Raw genomic sequence first — 17244 nt, forward strand, 5'->3', positions numbered from 1 at the left:
AGCCACGTTAGCAAACGGATGGGGCTGTGGGACGGTTGTCGCGGCATGTCGTCCAGTGGACAGGCACGCCGCATCCCTTGACGACATCGGGGCAGACATGCGATTGCCGTCATGCACTGCAGCAGGACACACACCGACGCCGGTCTCCCATGCATCGGCTAAGGTAGCCGCGGACCTCCAACCGTGCATGGACATGAGCACCGACCACAACGACATTGACGACGGCGACCTGCTGGACGACGAAATCCTCGACGAACACCAGGCACTGGAGGCACGCGCCTACGCCGTTTTCCGCGAGGGCGACCTGCAGCAGGCAGTGGCTCTGTTCGGCGAGCTGATCGCACTCGCTCCCGAAGTGCCGTATCTGCATTACATGCGCGGATTGGCGCACAAATACCTGCGCGACTGGGCTGCCTCGCTGCAGGACAACCGGCAATCAGAACAGCTGCGCGGCGAGTTCGATGAAGCCACCGCGTGGAATGCCGGTATCGCCGCCACCGGCGCCGGTGACTGGGCCGAAGCGCGCCGCCAATGGGCCCGCTGTGGCATCACCCTGCCCGAGGGCGAAGGTCCGATCGAGGGCAACTTCGGCGTGGCCTGTGTGCGCTTGGCACCGTGGTCCGATGCCGAAGTGGTGTATATGAGCCGCATTGATCCGGTGCGTGCACGCATCGACAACGTACCGCTGCCCGAAAGCGGCTTCCGCTTCGGCGACACCGTGCTGCACGACGGCGCATCAACCGGCCATCGCACCTACGGCGAGCGCCAGGTGCCGGTGTTCAACGCGATGCAGCGCCTGCAGGCATCGGACATGACGACCTTCACCGTGTTCGTGCAGTGTGATTCGGCCGATGACATCGCTGCCCTGGAGGCCATCACGCTGCCAGGCATCGGCATGGTCGAGGACTGGACGGCCACCGTGCGCCGGCTGTGCCGCCGCTGCAGCTACGGCACGCCGCACCAGCATGGTGATGAGGCGCTAGATGAAGACCAATGGAGACGCGAACGTGACCTCGGCGTGGCCGCACAGGGCCGGGCTGCGGTGGAAAAGCTCATGGCGGTGTGGGTCGCTGCAGCCCCCAGCCGGGTGCTGGAGGCCATCGAACAGCGCGAGCACCCGATGAGCGCCCCGGAGCCAGGCCAGGTCTGGTGGCTGGGGGAGGACGAAGAAGGCGCGTAAGTGCAAGGACCAACGGTCCTCATCCACAGGATTCCAGGCAAAGAAAAAGCGGGCCGAAGCCCGCTTTTTCATTTGCGAAAGCGTGAGGACCAACGGTCCTCACCCACCGCACAATCAGCAATACCGATTACTCGGCGCTGGCGGCGTCGCCTTCTTCCACGGCCTTCATCGACAGGCGGATACGGCCCTGCTTGTCGACTTCCAGCACCTTGACCTTGACCACATCGCCTTCCTTCAGCACGTCGCCGACCTTCTCGACGCGATCGCTGGAGATCTGCGACACGTGGACCAGACCGTCCTTGCCCGGCAGGATGGTGACGAACGCACCGAAGTCCATGATCTTGGCGACCTTGCCTTCATAGATGCGGCCCGGTTCGACGTCCGAGGTGATCTGCTCGATGCGGGCCTTGGCGGCCTGCGCAGCGATGGCGTTGACCGAAGCGATGACGATGGTGCCGTCGTCCTGGATGTCGATCTGGGTGCCGGTTTCCTTGGTGATGGCCTGGATGGTCGAACCACCCTTGCCGATCACTTCGCGGATCTTGTCCGGGTGGATCTTGATGGTCAGCAGGCGCGGCGCGTAGTCCGACAGCTCTTCACGCGGAGCGGTCAGGCCGTGGGCCATTTCGCCCAGGATGTGCAGACGGCCAGCCTTCGCCTGCTGCAGGGCCTGCTTCATGATCTCTTCGGTGATGCCTTCGATCTTGATGTCCATCTGCAGGGCGGAAATGCCCTCAGCGGTACCGGCGACCTTGAAGTCCATGTCGCCCAGGTGATCTTCGTCACCCAGGATGTCGGACAGGACGACGAAGCGCTCGCCTTCCTTGACCAGGCCCATGGCGATACCGGCCACCGGAGCCTTCACCGGCACGCCGGCGTCCATCAGGGCCAGCGACGAGCCGCAGACCGAGGCCATCGACGAGGAACCGTTCGACTCGGTGATTTCCGAGACGACGCGGATGGTGTACGGGAAGGCTTCCAGCGACGGCATGACAGCCAGCACGCCGCGCTTGGCCAGGCGACCGTGGCCGATTTCGCGGCGCTTCGGGCCCATCATGCGGCCGCACTCACCCACCGAGAACGGGGGGAAGTTGTAGTGGAACAGGAAGTTTTCCTTGTACTCACCGGCAACGGCGTCGATGACCTGACCGTCACGGGCGGTGCCCAGGGTGATGGTCACGATGGCCTGGGTTTCGCCACGGGTGAACAGCGAGGAACCGTGGGTACGCGGCAGCACGCCGGTCTTCACGGCGATCGGGCGGACGGTGTCCAGCGCACGGCCGTCGATACGGACCTTGGTGTCCAGCACCGAGTCACGCATGGTGCGGTATTCCAGCTCGCCGAATTCCTTCGACAGCTCGGCCGGGTTCCAGCCTTCGGCGGCCACGCGGCCAGCCAGGGTTTCGAACACGTCCTTCTTGATTGCCGAGATGGCGTCACGGCGCTGCAGCTTGTCACGCACCTGGAAGGCTTCGCCCAGGCGCGGGCCGATGGCTTCCTTCAGGGCGGAGATCAGCGCGTCGTTCTTGGCCGGGGCTTCCCAGGTCGACGGCTTGGTGCCGGCTTCGACGGTCAGCTCGTTGATCGCGTTGATGACCTTCTGCATTTCGCGGTGACCGAAGGTCACGGCGCCCAGCATCACTTCTTCGGACAGCAGCGCGGCTTCGGATTCAACCATCAGCACGGCGTTGGAGGTACCGGCGACGACCAGTTCCAGCTGCGAGTCAGCCAGTTCGCTGACGGTCGGGTTCAGGATGTACTCGCCGTTCTTGTAACCGACCTTGGCAGCGCCGATCGGACCCATGAACGGGGTGCCGGCCAAGGCCAGGGCAGCGGAGGCACCGATCAGGGCCGGGATGTCGCCGTCCACGTCCGGGTTCAACGACATGACCGTGGCGATGATCTGCACTTCGTTCTTGTAGTCTTCCGGGAACAGCGGACGGATCGGACGGTCGATCAGACGCGAGATCAGGGTTTCCTTCTCGGTCGCACGGCCTTCACGCTTGAAGAAACCACCCGGGATACGGCCGCCGGCGTAGAACTTTTCCTGATAATCGACGGTCAGCGGGAAGAAGTCCTGGCCTTCGCGCGCGCTCTTGGCGGCGACGGCGGTGACCAGCAGTACGGTGTCGTCCATCTTGACGATGACGGCGCCGCTGGCCTGACGGGCGACTTCGCCGGTCTCAAGCGTGACGGTGTGCTTGCCGTACTGGAAGGTTTTGGTGATTTTTGCCACGGAGGGTGTCCTTGGGGATGCTGTCTGCGAATTTGGACCGTCGGCGACCCTTGCCGCCAGCGGGTGGCCGGATCGTTCCGGCCTGAATCGGGGATTGCGGTACTACAAAACAAAACCGCGGCGCATCGCTGCGCCGCGGGGGATTCGTTGCTTAGCGACGCAGGCCAAGCTTCTCGATCAGGGCCTTGTAGCGCTCGACGTCCTTCTTCTTCAGGTAGTCGAGCAGGCTGCGACGGCGGTTGACCATCTGCAGCAGGCCGCGGCGGCTGTGGTGGTCCTTCTTGTGGGTCTTGAAGTGGCCGGTCAGCAGTTCGATGCGGGCGGTCAGCAGCGCAACCTGGACTTCCGGGGAGCCGGTGTCAGCCGAGCTGCGCTTGTTGTCTTCAATGACCTTCTGGGTGTCGATCGACATTTCTTTTTCTCTGTGATGCGTGGCCGGCAGGAACGCGCTTCGCGCACCGCCAGGCTCGCCGTGGACTACGAGGATGAAACCTGCCAAGCAGGCTGCCGGAAAACGGCCGCGAAATTGTAACGGTCGGGGGCTTCCGGGACAAGGACCGGGGCTGAACCGCCCGGGCCCGGTCAGAGGTTGAAACGACGCTGCGGGGCCAGCAGGCCGCTTTCGTCGACCTGGCCCAGGCCCTGGACAGCGTCGTCCGGACCAAACACCGCCACCAGGCCACGCGGCCAGGACAGATCGCGCTGGCGCTGGCCGACGCAGAAGCGGTGGGCCTGGTCGGCATCCAGGTCGACCCGCGGGTACTCGGCCAGGCCGGCCGCCAGCGGCAGCAGCAGCGCGTCCATGCCCGCCTCGTCCCCCGCCTCGACCATCGCCCGCAGCTGGTCCAGGGTGACCATCACCGGCTCACGGAACGGCTCGACCCAGAGCCGACGCAGTGCGCTGATGTGGGCACCACAGCCCAGCGCCTCGCCCAGGTCGCGGGCCAGGCTGCGGATGTAGGTGCCGGAGCCGCAGGTCACGCGCAGCCGCAACCGTTCCGGCTGCTGCTCCAGCACCTCGATGGCATGTACCTGCACCTCGCGTTCGGGCGCTTCGATGACATCGCCGCGGCGGGCCTTCACATACAGCGGCTCACCGCCCTGCTTCAGCGCCGAATAGATCGGGGCACGCTGGCGGATGTTGCCGGTCAGCGCCGCCAGTGCGGCCTGCAGCGCTTCGGCACTGATGGCCGGCACCGGGCGCTGCAGCAGCACCTGGCCTTCGGCATCGTCGGTATCGGTGGTCTGGCCCAGCACGATCTCGGCGTCGTAGGCCTTGGCCGAGCCGAGCAGCAGGCCGGCGATCTTGGTTGCCTCGCCGAAGCACAGCGGCAGCAGGCCGGTGGCCAGCGGGTCAAGGCTGCCGGTGTGCCCCCCTTTCTCGGCGCGGAACAGGCGGCGGGCTACCTGCAGGGCGGCGTTGGAACTCATGCCGGTCGACTTGTCGAGCAGCAGGATGCCATCCAGGCGGCGGAACTGAATTCGGGTCATGGCAGAATTTTGTAGGGTCGAGCCATGCTCGACTGCCGCAGCGCGGTCTGCATCAGACATCGCGCAGCCGGAATGCAACAACGCCGGGCATGCCCGGCGCCACGCGGTTATTCTTCGTCGCTCTCGCGACGCTTCTCCGCGGCCAGCGTATCGGGCAGGTCGCGCAGGATGTTGTCGATGTGCTCACCACGGTCGACCGAGTCGTCGTAGTGGAAATGCAGCTCCGGCACGTGGCGCAGCTTCATCGCGCGCGCCAGGTCCATGCGCAGGCGGTAGCCCAGCTCCTTCAGGCCGGCCACGGCTTCGGCCGAACGTTCCGGCATCAGCGCGGTGACGAACACCTTGGCATGGGCCATGTCGCGGGTGATTTCCACGTCGGACACGCTCACCGAGGGCAACCCATGCTCGCGCACGGCGTTGTGCACCAGGGTGCCGAGTTCACGGCGCAGCTGGGCGGAGACACGGTCGGTTCGATGGAAAGTCTTGGGCACGAGGAGCTCTTGGTTCAGTTGTCGCCCGACCAACGGTCGGGCGCTACCTTTGATTCGATTGTCGCCCGACCAACGGTCGGGCGCTACAGGTCCATGGTGGGGCCCGACCGTTGGTCGGGCCACCTTGCAGCATTACAGGGTGCGCGGCACTTCGATACGCTCGAAGCACTCGATCTGGTCACCCGGCTTGACGTCGTTGTAGGCCTTCACCGCGATACCGCACTCGGTACCGTTGCGGACTTCCTCGACGTTCTCCTTGAAGCGACGCAGCGATTCCAGCTCGCCCTCGAAGATCACCACGCTGTCGCGCAGCACGCGGATCGGCTTGTTGCGCCTGACCACGCCCTCGATGACCATCGAGCCGGCAACGGCGCCCAGCTTGGAGCTGCGGAACACGTCGCGGACCTCGGCGATACCGATGATCTCTTCGCGGATCTCCACGCCCAGCAGACCGGAGGCCACCTGCTTCACCTGATCGATCACGTCATAGATGATCGAGAAGTAGCGCAGGTCCACGCCGTTGGATTCGATGATGCGACGGGCCGAAGCATCCGCACGCACGTTGAAGCCGATGACGGTGGCCTTCGAAGCGGCCGCCGAGTTGGCGTCCGATTCGGTGATGCCGCCCACGCCGGAGTGGATCACGTTGATGCGGATGTCTTCGTTGGACAGTGCCACCAGCGCCTGGCTGAGGGCCTGCACCGAACCCTGCACGTCGGCCTTGATGACCAGGTTGAGGACCTGCTGGCCCTCGCCCTTGCCCAGGGTCGCCATGATGTCTTCCATGCGGCTGCCGGCGGTGGCGACCAGGCGCGATTCACGGCGCTTGGTCTCACGCTGCTGGGCAACGTCCTTGGCCAGGCGCTCGTCCTCGACCACCACGAAGTCGTCACCGGCTTCCGGCACGCCGGACAGGCCCAGGACCTGCACCGGGATGGACGGGCCGGCGAATTCCGGCTGCTTGCCGGTTTCGTCGAACAGCGCACGCACGCGGCCGTACTGGATGCCGCACACCAGGTAGTCGCCCTTCTTCAGGCGGCCCTGCTGCACCAGCACGGTAGCGACCGGGCCGCGGCCCTTGTCCAGCGACGATTCGATCACCACGCCCGAGGCGCGGCCTTCGTCGACGGCCTTCAGTTCCAGCAGTTCGGCCTGGATCGAGATGGCGTCCAGCAGGTCGTCGATGCCCAGGCCGGTCTTGGCCGAGATCTCCACCATCTGGGTGTCACCACCGAAATCTTCGGCCACGACCTGCTCGGACAGCAGTTCGTTCTTGACCCGCATCGGGTCGGCGTCGGACTTGTCGATCTTGTTGATCGCCACGATCAGCGGCACACCCGCCGAACGGGCGTGCTGGATCGCTTCCTTGGTCTGCGGCATGACGCCGTCATCGGCGGCCACGACCAGCACCACGATATCGGTCAGCTTGGCGCCGCGGGCACGCATCGAGGTGAAGGCAGCATGGCCCGGGGTATCCAGGAAGCTGATCACGCCCTTCGGCGTATCCACGTGGTAGGCACCGATGTGCTGGGTGATGCCGCCGGCTTCGCCGGTGGCGACCTTGGTGCGGCGGATGTAATCCAGCAGCGAGGTCTTGCCGTGGTCGACGTGGCCCATGATGGTGACCACCGGCGGACGCTGGGTGGCTTCGCCCTGGTTTTCACCGGTCGAGGCCAGCAGTGCGTCCTCGGCGTCGTTGTCGTTGGCACGGATCGCCTTGTGGCCGAGTTCTTCGGTCACCAGCGCGGCGGTGTCGTGGTCGATGGACTGGGTGATGGTGGCCATCACGCCCATCTTGAACAGCGCCTTGACCACCTCGCCGCCCTTCAGCGCGAGCTTCTGCGCCAGGTCGGCCACGGTGATCGTGTCGCCGATCGCCACTTCACGCACCACCGGTGCGGTCGGACGCTCGAAGGCGTGCGGGCCGGCATTGTTGCCACCGCGCGACATGTCGCGACGGCCACCGGCCTGGTTACGGCCGCCCGGCCGACCACGGGTGTTGCTGTTGTTGCTGTTGCCACGACGCGCACGGTCGGCAGCCGACAGGTGCATCTGGCCGGCGAAACGGTCGCCCGGGCCACGCTCGTTGCGCGGCGCGCTGCGGTTGTTGCGGTCGTCGTTGCGCGGCGGCGGCGGCGCACTGCGCGGCGCAGCCGGAGCGGCGGCCGGCGTGCGCGGCGGACGCGGCGCGGTTTCATCGATCGGAGCGCGCTTGGGCTTGGCGGCCGCCAGTGCCTCGGCAGCCTTGGCGGCGGCCGCAGCTTCCTCGGCAGCCTTCTTCTCGGCCTCTGCGCGTTCCTTGGCCGCAATCTCTTCCTCACGGGCACGGACGATGGCTTCGTCGCGCAGACGATCCTTCTCGGCCAGGGCCTGCTGTTCGGCGAGGTTGCGGGCGCGCGACTCTTCCAGCTTGCGCAGGATGTCGGCGCGCTCTTCGTCCGGCGTCATGGCGCGCGCACCATCCTTGACGTAGGTGCGCTTCTGGCGCACCTCGACATTCACGGTCGTCTTGCTGCGACCGGAATTGACCGTCACTTCCTGCTGCTTCCGGCGGTTGAGCGTGATCTTCTTTGCAGACTGATCGCTCTCTTCCGGGGCCTGCTCGGGCTTGCCGTGCGAACGACGAAGGAAGCCCAGGAGCTTCACCTTCTCGGAGCTGGTCACGACCTGGTCGGGACCGCTGAACTTCATGCCGGCACCGGCCAGCTGTTCCAGCAGTTTTTCGACCGGCGTGTTGACCAGTTCGGCAAGCTTGCGGATGGTGGTTTGCTGCGACATTCGGATCCTATGATCTTGTGGGCGCCCCCCCGCATCTGGAGGTGGCGCGGATTCTACGCCCTGAGCGGCTCAGGGCCCTGTTCATTGCCGGCTCATTCGCCGCGTTCCAGTCGGGCGATCTCTTCGGCACGGGCGGCCAGGATCAGCGCAGCGGCGCGCGCCTGATCCAGTCCTTCGATGCCAAAGTCCATGACCTCGTCGGCGGCCAGGTCGGACAGGTCCTCGCTGGTACGCACGCCGTGGCCGGCCAGCGCATATGCGGTGGCTTCGTCCATGCCCTTCAGGGACAGCAGGTCCTGCGCCGGCTGGCCGTCTTCAAGGCCTTCTTCGACTGCCAGGGCCTCATTGAGCAGCGCATCGCGGGCACGAGCGCGCAGCTCTTCGACGATGTCTTCGTCGAAACCTTCCACGGCCAGCAGTTCGCCGACCGGGACATATGCGATTTCCTCGACGGTGCCGAAGCCTTCGCTGACCAGGATGCCGGCGATTTCCTCGTCCACTTCCAGCTTGTCCATGAACAGCTGGCGGGCCGAAGCCTGCTCGGCCTCCGACTTGGCGGTGACCTGGTCCTGGGTCATCACGTTGAGCTGCCAGCCGGTCAGGCGGCTGGCCAGGCGCACGTTCTGGCCGCCCTTGCCGATCGCCTGGGCCAGGCGGTCTTCGGCAACGGCCAGGTCCATCGAGTGCTTGTCTTCATCGACGATGATCGACTGCACTTCGGCCGGCGCCATCGCGTTGATGACGAAGTTGGCCGGGTTGTCGTTCCACAGCACGATGTCCACGCGCTCGCCATTGAGCTCGTTGGACACGGCCTGCACGCGCGAACCGCGCATGCCGATGCAGGCACCGATCGGATCGGTGCGCTGGTCGTGGGCGAGCACGGCGATCTTGGCGCGGTCGCCCGGATCACGGGCGCAGGCCTTGATTTCCACCAGGCCCTGGCCGACTTCCGGCACTTCCAGCTTGAACAGCTCGATCATGAATTCCGGGGCGGCGCGGCTGATGAACAGCTGCGGGCCACGGGGTTCCGAACGGACTTCGGCCAGGTAGCCGCGCACGCGGTCACCAGCGCGCAGCACGTCGCGCGGAATGCCCTTGTCCTTCGGAATGAAGCCTTCGGCATTCCCACCGAGGTCGACATAGATGTTGCCGCGCTCGGCGCGCTTGACCACACCGGTGATCAGTTCGCCGACGCGATCCTTCCACGCATCCACGACCTGCTGGCGCTCGGCTTCGCGCACGCGCTGGACGATGACCTGCTTGGCGGCCTGGGCGGCGATGCGGCCGAAGTCCGGGTTCTCGATCTGCTCTTCGATGTAGTCGCCGACGTCCACGCCTTCGGCTTCGTCGACGGCGTCCATCAGGCGGATCTGGCGGTCCGGCGATTCCATGACCACGTCGTCGGCCACCACTTCCCAGCGGCGGAAGGTTTCGTAGCTGCCATCCTTGTGGTCGATGACCACGCGGGTCAGCACTTCCTCGTCGGGATAGCGCTTCTTCGCTGCCGAGGCCAGGGCGGCCTCGATGGCATCGAAGATCACTTCACGCGGCACGCCCTTCTCGTTGGCGACCGCGTCGACTACCAGCAACAGTTCCTTGCTCATTGGCTCACTCCGCGCGCGGCTTCTTTGCCGCCGGCTCGTTGGAAGAAGAATTCGTGTTCGGCTTCGGACGCTTCGGCGCCGGACCGGTCGGCTTGCTCGGGGCCAGCCCCAGCGCCACCCAGTCGGGCATGATCCGTGCCTTGTCGATGTTGTCGGCCGACACCACCACTTCGGTCTTGTCGACGATGAAGGTGATGGTGCCTGCGGCCTCGTCGGTTGCCTCGATACGGCCCTGCAGGCGACGACGGTTGTCCTGCGGCAGCTTCAGCGTGACCTTGGCCGATTCGCCCTGGTGGCGAGCGAACTGCTCCAGGTTGAACAGCGGGCGATCCACGCCCGGCGAGGACACTTCCAGCGTGTAATTGCCGCTGATGGGGTCTTCGACGTCCAGCTGCGCCGACACTTCGCGGCTGACCCGCTCACAGTCGTCGACATTGATGATGCGCTCGGGCTGTTCAGCCAGCGGCACGTCGATGTAAAGGCGCAGGGTCGCACCGCCGGGGGCCGGCAGATACTCAACGCCCAGCAGCTCCAGGCCCAGCGACACAACGGTCGGGGCGAGCAGATTCGCGATGTCGGTTGCCTTGTCGCTCACAGCCTGCCTTGATCTCTTGGTTGGGTGCCGGCCTTGGCCGGCGTGAAAACATGACGCCCCGGAAACGACAAAGGGCCCGCTGGGCCCCTTTTCCGGAAAGACTCCGGTGACTGGATTCCGGTTGCAACCTGCAGTGCCTGCCGGTTGCGGCCCTCCTTCCGGGTCCGGACTCCCGCCGGGAGGCCGCCTTCAGGGGTACTGCTAGGCCGCTGATGATAGCGGCTGCACCGCGCTGGTGCAAGGTGCGGACCTGGGGTCAGATCCCTTTCCCGCGGAAAAGGGATCTGACCCCGATCACGCAGAAACGACGCAGCCACCCAAAGAAAAACGCCTTCGAAGCAGGACTTCGAAGGCGATCTCTTTACTTGGTAGCGGGGGCAGGATTTGAACCTGCGACCTTCGGGTTATGAGCCCGACGAGCTGCCAGACTGCTCCACCCCGCATCAGAAGCGGAATTATGAGCTTTGGCTCCAAAAAATGCAAGCTTTCCCTCATTCATCAAACCGGTTGGCGCCGATCTGAAGTTGGTAGCGGGGGCAGGATTTGAACCTGCGACCTTCGGGTTATGAGCCCGACGAGCTGCCAGACTGCTCCACCCCGCACCGGAAGTGTTTGAACTGCTGCCCTGCTCGCTTTCGAGGAGGGCTACCGCAACGATGTTCTGGCTGAACCGCTGCAGTGACAACTCAGGCTGCGCATATTACACGAATCGCGCAGCTTTGTGTCAACTTTTATGCAAGATGCGCAAATGCCTGCTGGCACCAGACCATGATCGGGTTCCAGGCCAGGCCCAGCGCCAGCAGCGCCAGCGCGTTCACGCCCAGCACCAGGCCCAGCACGCGGTCGTTGCTGCGCGGCATGGCCTCGCCCACCGGCTCATCGAAGTACATGACCTTGATGACGCGCAGGTAGTAGAAGCAGCCGACCACGGCACACAGCACGCCGAGGATGGCCAGCCACAGCAGGCCACCGTTGACGGCCGCGCCCAGCACCGCCAGCTTGGTCCAGAAGCCCAGGAACGGCGGAATGCCGGCCAGCGACGCCATGATGCACAGCACCAGGCCGGCCATCCACGGGTTGCGGGCATTGAGGCCCTTGAAGTCCTCGATGTTCTCGGCTTCGAAACCGGCACGCGACAGCGCGATGATCGCGCCGAAGGCGGCGGTGGACATGATGGCGTAGGCCAGTGCGTAGAACAGCGCGGCGGCATAGCCCTGCGCGCCACCACCGGCGATGCCCATCAGCAGGAAGCCGATGTGCGAGACGGTGGAGAACGCCAGCATGCGCTTGAGGTTGCTCTGCGCGATGGCCATCAGGTTGCCGATGACCAGCGAGACCGCGGCCAGGCCGGCGATCAGCAGCTGCAGTTCGGTCGACAGCGGACCCACGCCCATTTCCAGCAGGCGGTAGGCCATGCCGAAGGCGGCCAGCTTCGGCGCCGAGCTGATGAACAGTGCGATCGGTGCCGGGGCACCCTGGTACACGTCCGGCAGCCACATGTGGAACGGTGCGGCGCCCAGCTTGAAGGCGACGCCGGCGATCATGAACACCGCACCGGTGATCAGCAGCACGCGCTCTTCCGAGTGCGGGATGGCGTCACGGATGACGTCCAGGTGCAGGCTGCCGGTGGCGCCGTAGATCAGCGACATGCCGTACAGCAGCAGGCCCGAGGCCAGCGAACCCAGCACGATGTACTTCATCGCCGCTTCCGAGGCCAGACCGTTCTCACGGTTGCTGGCAACCAGTGCGTAGGAGCACAGCGCCAGCAGTTCCAGGCCCAGGTAGACCATCAGCAGGCTGCCGGCCGAGACCAGGATCATCATGCCGGCGGTGCCGAACAGGATCAGCACCGGGATCTCGCCCTGGAACAGGTTGCGGTCACGCAGGTAGCGCCAGCCGTAGACCAGGGTCAGGCCGCTGAGCAGCACGATCCCGGTCTTCATCACGTCCGCGGCGGTATCGCGCACGAACATGCCATGGAAGACCTCGCCCTGCCCGCCCACGCCGGTGGCCAGCATGAACAGCACCACGGCCAGCGCAGCGAGCGAGAACAGGTGGGTGACGATCTTGTTCCGGTTGCTGACGAACAGGTCGAGGATCATCAGGGCGAAGGCGCTGCCGATCAGCACCAGCTCGGGAGCGAGCGGTGGCAGGTCAGCGGCGGTCAATGGCAGCAGCGGCGAGGTGGTCATCATCAAATCCTGGAATTACAGCAGCTTGCTGGATGCGATCTGCATCGCCAGCTTCGCGATCGAGGGCTCCATCAGGTCGGTCAGCGGCTTGGGGTAGATGCCCAGGGCCAGCACGCCGATGGCGAACACGCCCAGCACCAGCCATTCGCGGCCGTTGATGTCCTTCAGTTCGGCCACGTGGCTGTTGGCCACTTCGCCGAAGAAGATGCGCTTGTACAGCCACAGGGTGTAGGCGGCGCCGATGATCAGGGTGGTGGCCGCGCCCAGTGCGATCCACGGATTACGCTGGAAGGCCGACAGGATGACCATGAACTCGCCGACGAAACCGCTGGTGCCCGGCAGGCCCGCATTGGCCATGAAGAACAGCATGGCGAAGGTGGCGAACCACGGCATCACGTTGACCACGCCGCCGTAATCGGCGATGCGGCGGCTGTGCATGCGGTCGTACAGCACGCCGACACAGGAGAACATCGCACCGGACACGAAGCCGTGCGAGATCATCTGCACCATGGCGCCCTGCAGGCCCAGGCGGGCAGCATCGGCGTTGCCGGCTTCACGCACCAGCCACAGGGCGATGAAGGTGCCCAGGGTGACGAAGCCCATGTGCGCGATCGACGAATAGGCGATCAGCTTCTTCATGTCGTCCTGCACCAGGGCGACCAGGCCGACGTAGATCACCGCGATCAGCGACAGCGCGATCACCAGCCAGGCCCATTCCTGCGACGCGTCCGGGACGATCGGCAGGTTGAAGCGCAGGAAGCCGTAGCCACCGATCTTCAGGGCGATGGCGGCCAGGATCACCGAACCGGCGGTCGGCGCTTCCACGTGGGCGTCCGGCAGCCAGGTGTGGACCGGGAACATCGGCACCTTGACCGCGAAGGCGATCAGGAAGGCGAAGAAGATCCAGGTCTGTTCCTTGGCCGACAGCGGCAGCGCGTACAGGTCGGCCAGCTGGAAGCTGCCGCCCTTCATGTACAGGTAGATCAGCGCCACCAGCATCAGCACCGAGCCGAGGAAGGTGTACAGGAAGAACTTCAGTGCTGCGTAGATGCGGCGCGGGCCACCCCAGACACCGATGATCAGGAACATCGGGATCAGCATGGCCTCGAAGAACACGTAGAACAGCATCGCGTCCGTCGCGGCGAAGATGCCGACGGTGACGCCTTCCAGGATCAGGAAGGCCGCCACGTACTGGTTGACGCGCTTGTCGATGGCGCTCCAGGCGCCGATCAGGGCAAGCACGCTGACCAGGGTGGTCAGCAGGATCAGCGCCACGGCAATGCCGTCCACGCCCAGGTTGTAGCCGATCTTGTACGCCGGGATCCAGGCATGGGTCTCGACGAACTGCAGGCCGTCGATGCCCGCGTTGTAGCCGCTCAGCAGCGAGAGGCTTGCAACGAAGGTGAGCACCGCGACGCCCAGCGACGCCCAGCGGGCAGTCTGTGCATCACGGATCGCAAGGATCAGGGCGCCACCGATGATCGGCAGCCAGATGAGGACACTGAGTAGAGGCCAGTTCGACACGTCTTCTTATTCCGTACAGGTCATCAACGCAGGTAATGCATCAGCACGCCCAGCAGGGCAATCAGGCCGATGATCATCGCGAAGGCGTAGTGATAGAGGAAACCGGATTGGGTACGACGCAGCACGCCGGCTGCAACGTCCACAACACGTGCCGAGAGATTGACCACGCCGTCGACGATGTTGCTGTCGATCCAGCGCGAGACCTTGCCCAGCTTGACGCTGCCACCGGCAAAGCCATCGATCCACAGCTTGTCGAAGCCGTACTTGTTTTCCAGCACCGAAACGATCGGGGCGAAGGTCTTGCGTGCCTTGCCCGAGAGGTCCGGCTTCCACAGGTAGAACAGCGCAGCCAGCAGGAAGCCCGCCAGGGTCAGCCAGAACGGCGGCAGCATCATGCCGTGCAGCGCGAACGCCACCGGGCCATGGAACTCTTCACCCAGGAACGCGACGGTGTTCTTGGCCGGATCGTAGAAGTCGACGATGCCGGTGAAGAACGTCTGCGCCTGGCCCTTGATCGCCTCGTGCGCATGGTTGCCGGCCCAGTCGGTGCCGTGCAGCATCGGACCGATGCTGAAGAAACCGATGGCGATCGACGGGATGGCCAGCAGGATCAGCGGCAGGGTCACCACCCACGGGGTTTCATGCGGTTCATGCGGACCGTGGCCATGGCCGTGGTCGTCATGGGCATCGCCATGGTGGGCTTCGGCGGCGTGGTGATCGTCATGGCCGTGGCCATGATCGTCGTGCGCGTCGCGGAAACGCTCCTTGCCGTGGAAGGTCATGAACAGCAGGCGGAAGCTGTAGAAGCTGGTCACCAGCACGCCACCCAGCACCGCCCAGTAGCCATAGGTGGCCACCCAGCTGTTCTGCATGTGGGCGTGGATCTCGGCCGCCTCGATGATGGTGTCCTTCGAGTAGAAGCCGGAGAAGAACGGCGTACCAACCAGGGCCAGCGTACCGATCCACATGGTGATGAAGGTGATCGGCATGTACTTGCGCAGGCCGCCCATCTTGCGCATGTCCTGCTCGTGGTGCATCGCGATGATGACCGAGCCGGCGCCCAGGAACAGCAGGGCCTTGAAGAAGGCGTGGGTCATCAGGTGGAACACGGCGGCCGAGTAGGCCGACACGCCCAGGGCGACGGTCATGTAGCCCAGCTGCGACAGCGTGGAGTACGCGACGACGCGCTTGATGTCGTTCTGCACGATGCCGATCAGGCCGGTGAAGAACGCGGTGGTGGCACCGATGAACAGCACGAAGTTCAGCGCCGTCTGCGACAGCTCGAACAGCGGCGACATGCGGGTGACCATGAAGATACCGGCGGTCACCATCGTCGCGGCGTGGATCAGTGCCGAGATCGGGGTCGGGCCTTCCATCGAGTCCGGCAGCCACACGTGCAGCGGGACCTGGGCCGACTTGCCCATGGCGCCGATGAACAGGCAGATGCAGATGACGGTGGCGATCGACCAGATCACCGGCTCGTTCAGCAGCTGCATGCCCAGGAGCGTGCCGTCCCAGATCTGCAGCTGGGCGCGCGGGTCAGCCAGCATGCCGGCCTGCGAGAACACCTGCGAGTAGTCCAGGGTGCCGAACACCCACAGCACGCCGGCGATACCCAGCAGGAAGCCGAAGTCACCGACGCGGTTGACCAGGAACGCCTTCATGTTGGCGAAGATCGCGGTCGGACGCTTGAACCAGAAGCCGATCAGCAGGTACGACACCAGGCCCACCGCTTCCCAGCCGAAGAACAGCTGCAGGAAGTTGTTGCTCATCACCAGGGTGAGCATCGAGAAGGTGAACAGCGAGATGTAGCTGAAGAACCGCTGGTAGCCCGGGTCGTCCTGCATGTAGCCGATCGTGTAGATGTGGACCAGCAGCGACACGAAGGTCACCACCACCATCATCATCGCGGTCAGCTTGTCGACCATGAAGCCGACGTGCGCCGAATACTGGCCGACTTCGAAGAACGTGTAGATGTTCTGGTTGAACGGCTGCGCGCCGCCCCACATCAGCTGGTAGAACGTGTACATCGACAGGCCGCAGGCTACCGCGACGCCGAGGATGGTGATGGTCTGCGCGCCGAAGCGCTTGACCTGGCGACCGAACAGGCCGGCGATGATGCTGCCGAACAGCGGCGCAAGCACCACTGCGATCAACAGACTCTTGGAGAGAGTGATTTCCATCTGTGGATCAGCCCTTCAACGAATCGACTTCGCCGACATTGATCGTGCGGCGGGTACGGAACAGGGTCACCAGGATCGCCAGGCCGATGGCGGCTTCCGCGGCGGCGACGGTCAGGATGAAGAACACGAACAGCTGGCCGGACGGATCGCCCAGCTGACGCGAGAAGCCGACGAAATTGATGTTCACCGACAGCAGCATCAGCTCGATCGACATCAGCAGGACGATGACGTTCTTCCGGTTGAGGAAGATGCCGGCCAGGCTGATGGCGAACAGCACCGCGCCAAGCGCAAGCATGTGGCCAAGGGTAATCACGGCTGGGTCTCCTCGCCGGTGGCCGGCTTGCTGTTGCTGTGCACGACCGGTGCTTCGGCGCCCATCTTGACCATGCGCAGGCGCTGGCCGGCCTTGACCATGGTCTGCTCACCCGGGTTCTGGCTCTTCACGCCGGTACGGCGACGCAGGGTCAGCATCACGGCGGCGACCACGGCCACGGTCAGGATGACGGCGGCGAACTCGAACGGCAGCAGGTATTCGGTGAACAGCGTGCGCGCCAGCCAGGTGACGTTGGAGCTGTCGGCAGCGACCGCAGCGGCGTTGTCGGCCGGGAACGGAGTGACCGCCCTGCCCTTCACGCCGATCAGGATCAGCATCTGCACCAGCATCGCCACTGCCACGATCAGGCCGACCGGCAGGTAGCGCACCCAGCCCTCACGCATCTTGGTGGGATCGATGTCCAGCATCATCACCACGAACAGGAACAGCACCATCACCGCGCCGACGTAGACCAGCACCAGCGCCACGCCGAGGAACTCGGCGCCCACCAGCAGCCACACGCAGGCAATGGAGAAGAAGGTCAGCACCAGGCACAGCACTGCATGCACCGGGTTGCGCACGCTGATCACCGCACCGGCCGAAACCGTTGCCGCGATGGCGAACACCCAGAAAGCGATATTTACCCAATCCATCTCT

At 64.9% G+C, this 17244-nt stretch carries 13 protein-coding genes and 2 tRNA genes; 1 reads left to right on the forward strand and 14 read right to left on the reverse strand.

The window, feature by feature from the left end; all coding sequences use genetic code 11:
* Positions 1-193 precede the first annotated feature (193 nt).
* A complete protein-coding gene (locus AC5P7E_RS01750) occupies positions 194-1180 on the forward strand; it encodes a tetratricopeptide repeat protein (RefSeq protein WP_231347401.1) in 987 nt (328 codons plus the stop codon).
* Between the two features lie 127 nt (positions 1181-1307).
* Here the strand turns inward: AC5P7E_RS01750 and pnp are convergent, their stop codons facing one another.
* The 14 genes from pnp to AC5P7E_RS01820 all read right to left on the reverse strand — a co-directional run bounded on the left by pnp (position 1308) and on the right by AC5P7E_RS01820 (position 17240).
* Positions 1308-3416 carry a polyribonucleotide nucleotidyltransferase gene (pnp, locus tag AC5P7E_RS01755; RefSeq protein ID WP_005410444.1) on the reverse strand — a complete coding sequence of 703 codons (2109 nt, stop codon included), beginning with the start codon at positions 3414-3416 and terminating at the stop codon, positions 1308-1310.
* 151 nt (positions 3417-3567) lie between these two features.
* On the reverse strand, positions 3568-3828 hold the full coding sequence (rpsO, locus tag AC5P7E_RS01760; protein ID WP_005410445.1) for a 30S ribosomal protein S15: 261 nt from the start codon (positions 3826-3828) through the stop codon (positions 3568-3570).
* Positions 3829-3998: 170 nt separating this feature from the next.
* On the reverse strand, positions 3999-4907 hold the full coding sequence (gene truB / locus AC5P7E_RS01765; protein ID WP_005410446.1) for a tRNA pseudouridine(55) synthase TruB: 909 nt from the start codon (positions 4905-4907) through the stop codon (positions 3999-4001).
* A 107-nt stretch (positions 4908-5014) separates the two neighbouring features.
* Positions 5015-5398 carry a 30S ribosome-binding factor RbfA gene (rbfA, locus tag AC5P7E_RS01770; protein ID WP_005410447.1) on the reverse strand — a complete coding sequence of 128 codons (384 nt, stop codon included), beginning with the start codon at positions 5396-5398 and terminating at the stop codon, positions 5015-5017.
* A gap of 132 nt (positions 5399-5530) precedes the next feature.
* The gene (infB, locus tag AC5P7E_RS01775) at positions 5531-8176 is read right to left on the reverse strand and encodes a translation initiation factor IF-2 (protein ID WP_012480878.1); all 2646 of its coding nucleotides are present in this window, start codon (positions 8174-8176) and stop codon (positions 5531-5533) included.
* A gap of 92 nt (positions 8177-8268) precedes the next feature.
* The gene (gene nusA / locus AC5P7E_RS01780) at positions 8269-9780 is read right to left on the reverse strand and encodes a transcription termination factor NusA (RefSeq protein ID WP_005410449.1); all 1512 of its coding nucleotides are present in this window, start codon (positions 9778-9780) and stop codon (positions 8269-8271) included.
* A 4-nt stretch (positions 9781-9784) separates the two neighbouring features.
* Positions 9785-10375 (reverse strand): ribosome maturation factor RimP, encoded by a 591-nt coding sequence (gene rimP / locus AC5P7E_RS01785; protein ID WP_005410450.1) that lies wholly within the window; start codon positions 10373-10375, stop codon positions 9785-9787.
* A 366-nt stretch (positions 10376-10741) separates the two neighbouring features.
* Positions 10742-10818, reverse strand: a tRNA-Met gene (locus AC5P7E_RS01790).
* Positions 10819-10900: 82 nt separating this feature from the next.
* A tRNA-Met gene (locus AC5P7E_RS01795) sits at positions 10901-10977 on the reverse strand.
* A 129-nt stretch (positions 10978-11106) separates the two neighbouring features.
* The gene (gene nuoN, locus AC5P7E_RS01800; protein ID WP_005410451.1) at positions 11107-12567 is read right to left on the reverse strand and encodes an NADH-quinone oxidoreductase subunit NuoN; all 1461 of its coding nucleotides are present in this window, start codon (positions 12565-12567) and stop codon (positions 11107-11109) included.
* Between the two features lie 15 nt (positions 12568-12582).
* A complete protein-coding gene (locus AC5P7E_RS01805; RefSeq protein WP_005410452.1) occupies positions 12583-14091 on the reverse strand; it encodes an NADH-quinone oxidoreductase subunit M in 1509 nt (502 codons plus the stop codon).
* A 23-nt stretch (positions 14092-14114) separates the two neighbouring features.
* The gene (gene nuoL / locus AC5P7E_RS01810) at positions 14115-16274 is read right to left on the reverse strand and encodes an NADH-quinone oxidoreductase subunit L (RefSeq protein ID WP_043035586.1); all 2160 of its coding nucleotides are present in this window, start codon (positions 16272-16274) and stop codon (positions 14115-14117) included.
* A gap of 7 nt (positions 16275-16281) precedes the next feature.
* Positions 16282-16587 (reverse strand): NADH-quinone oxidoreductase subunit NuoK, encoded by a 306-nt coding sequence (gene nuoK / locus AC5P7E_RS01815; RefSeq protein ID WP_005410454.1) that lies wholly within the window; start codon positions 16585-16587, stop codon positions 16282-16284.
* Entirely contained in the window at positions 16584-17240 is a 657-nt protein-coding gene (locus AC5P7E_RS01820) for an NADH-quinone oxidoreductase subunit J (RefSeq protein WP_010486441.1), read from the reverse strand. The genes nuoK and AC5P7E_RS01820 overlap by 4 nt, the downstream gene beginning before the upstream one ends.
* Positions 17241-17244 lie beyond the last annotated feature (4 nt).

It is taken from the genome of Stenotrophomonas sp. YJH_SMC_25, assembly GCF_059369595.1.

Excerpts from the sequence above, each read along its gene's own strand:
- nuoL (WP_043035586.1), bottom strand. The coding sequence starts at position 16,274 with ATGGAAATCACTCTCTCCAAGAGTCTGTTGATCGCAGTGGTGCTTGCG.
- infB (WP_012480878.1), bottom strand. The coding sequence starts at position 8,176 with ATGTCGCAGCAAACCACCATCCGCAAGCTTGCCGAACTGGTCAACACG.
- rpsO (WP_005410445.1), bottom strand. The coding sequence starts at position 3,828 with ATGTCGATCGACACCCAGAAGGTCATTGAAGACAACAAGCGCAGCTCG.
- AC5P7E_RS01750 (WP_231347401.1), top strand. The coding sequence starts at position 194 with ATGAGCACCGACCACAACGACATTGACGACGGCGACCTGCTGGACGAC.
- truB (WP_005410446.1), bottom strand. The coding sequence starts at position 4,907 with ATGACCCGAATTCAGTTCCGCCGCCTGGATGGCATCCTGCTGCTCGAC.
- nuoN (WP_005410451.1), bottom strand. The coding sequence starts at position 12,567 with ATGACCACCTCGCCGCTGCTGCCATTGACCGCCGCTGACCTGCCACCG.
- nusA (WP_005410449.1), bottom strand. The coding sequence starts at position 9,780 with ATGAGCAAGGAACTGTTGCTGGTAGTCGACGCGGTCGCCAACGAGAAG.
- AC5P7E_RS01820 (WP_010486441.1), bottom strand. The coding sequence starts at position 17,240 with ATGGATTGGGTAAATATCGCTTTCTGGGTGTTCGCCATCGCGGCAACG.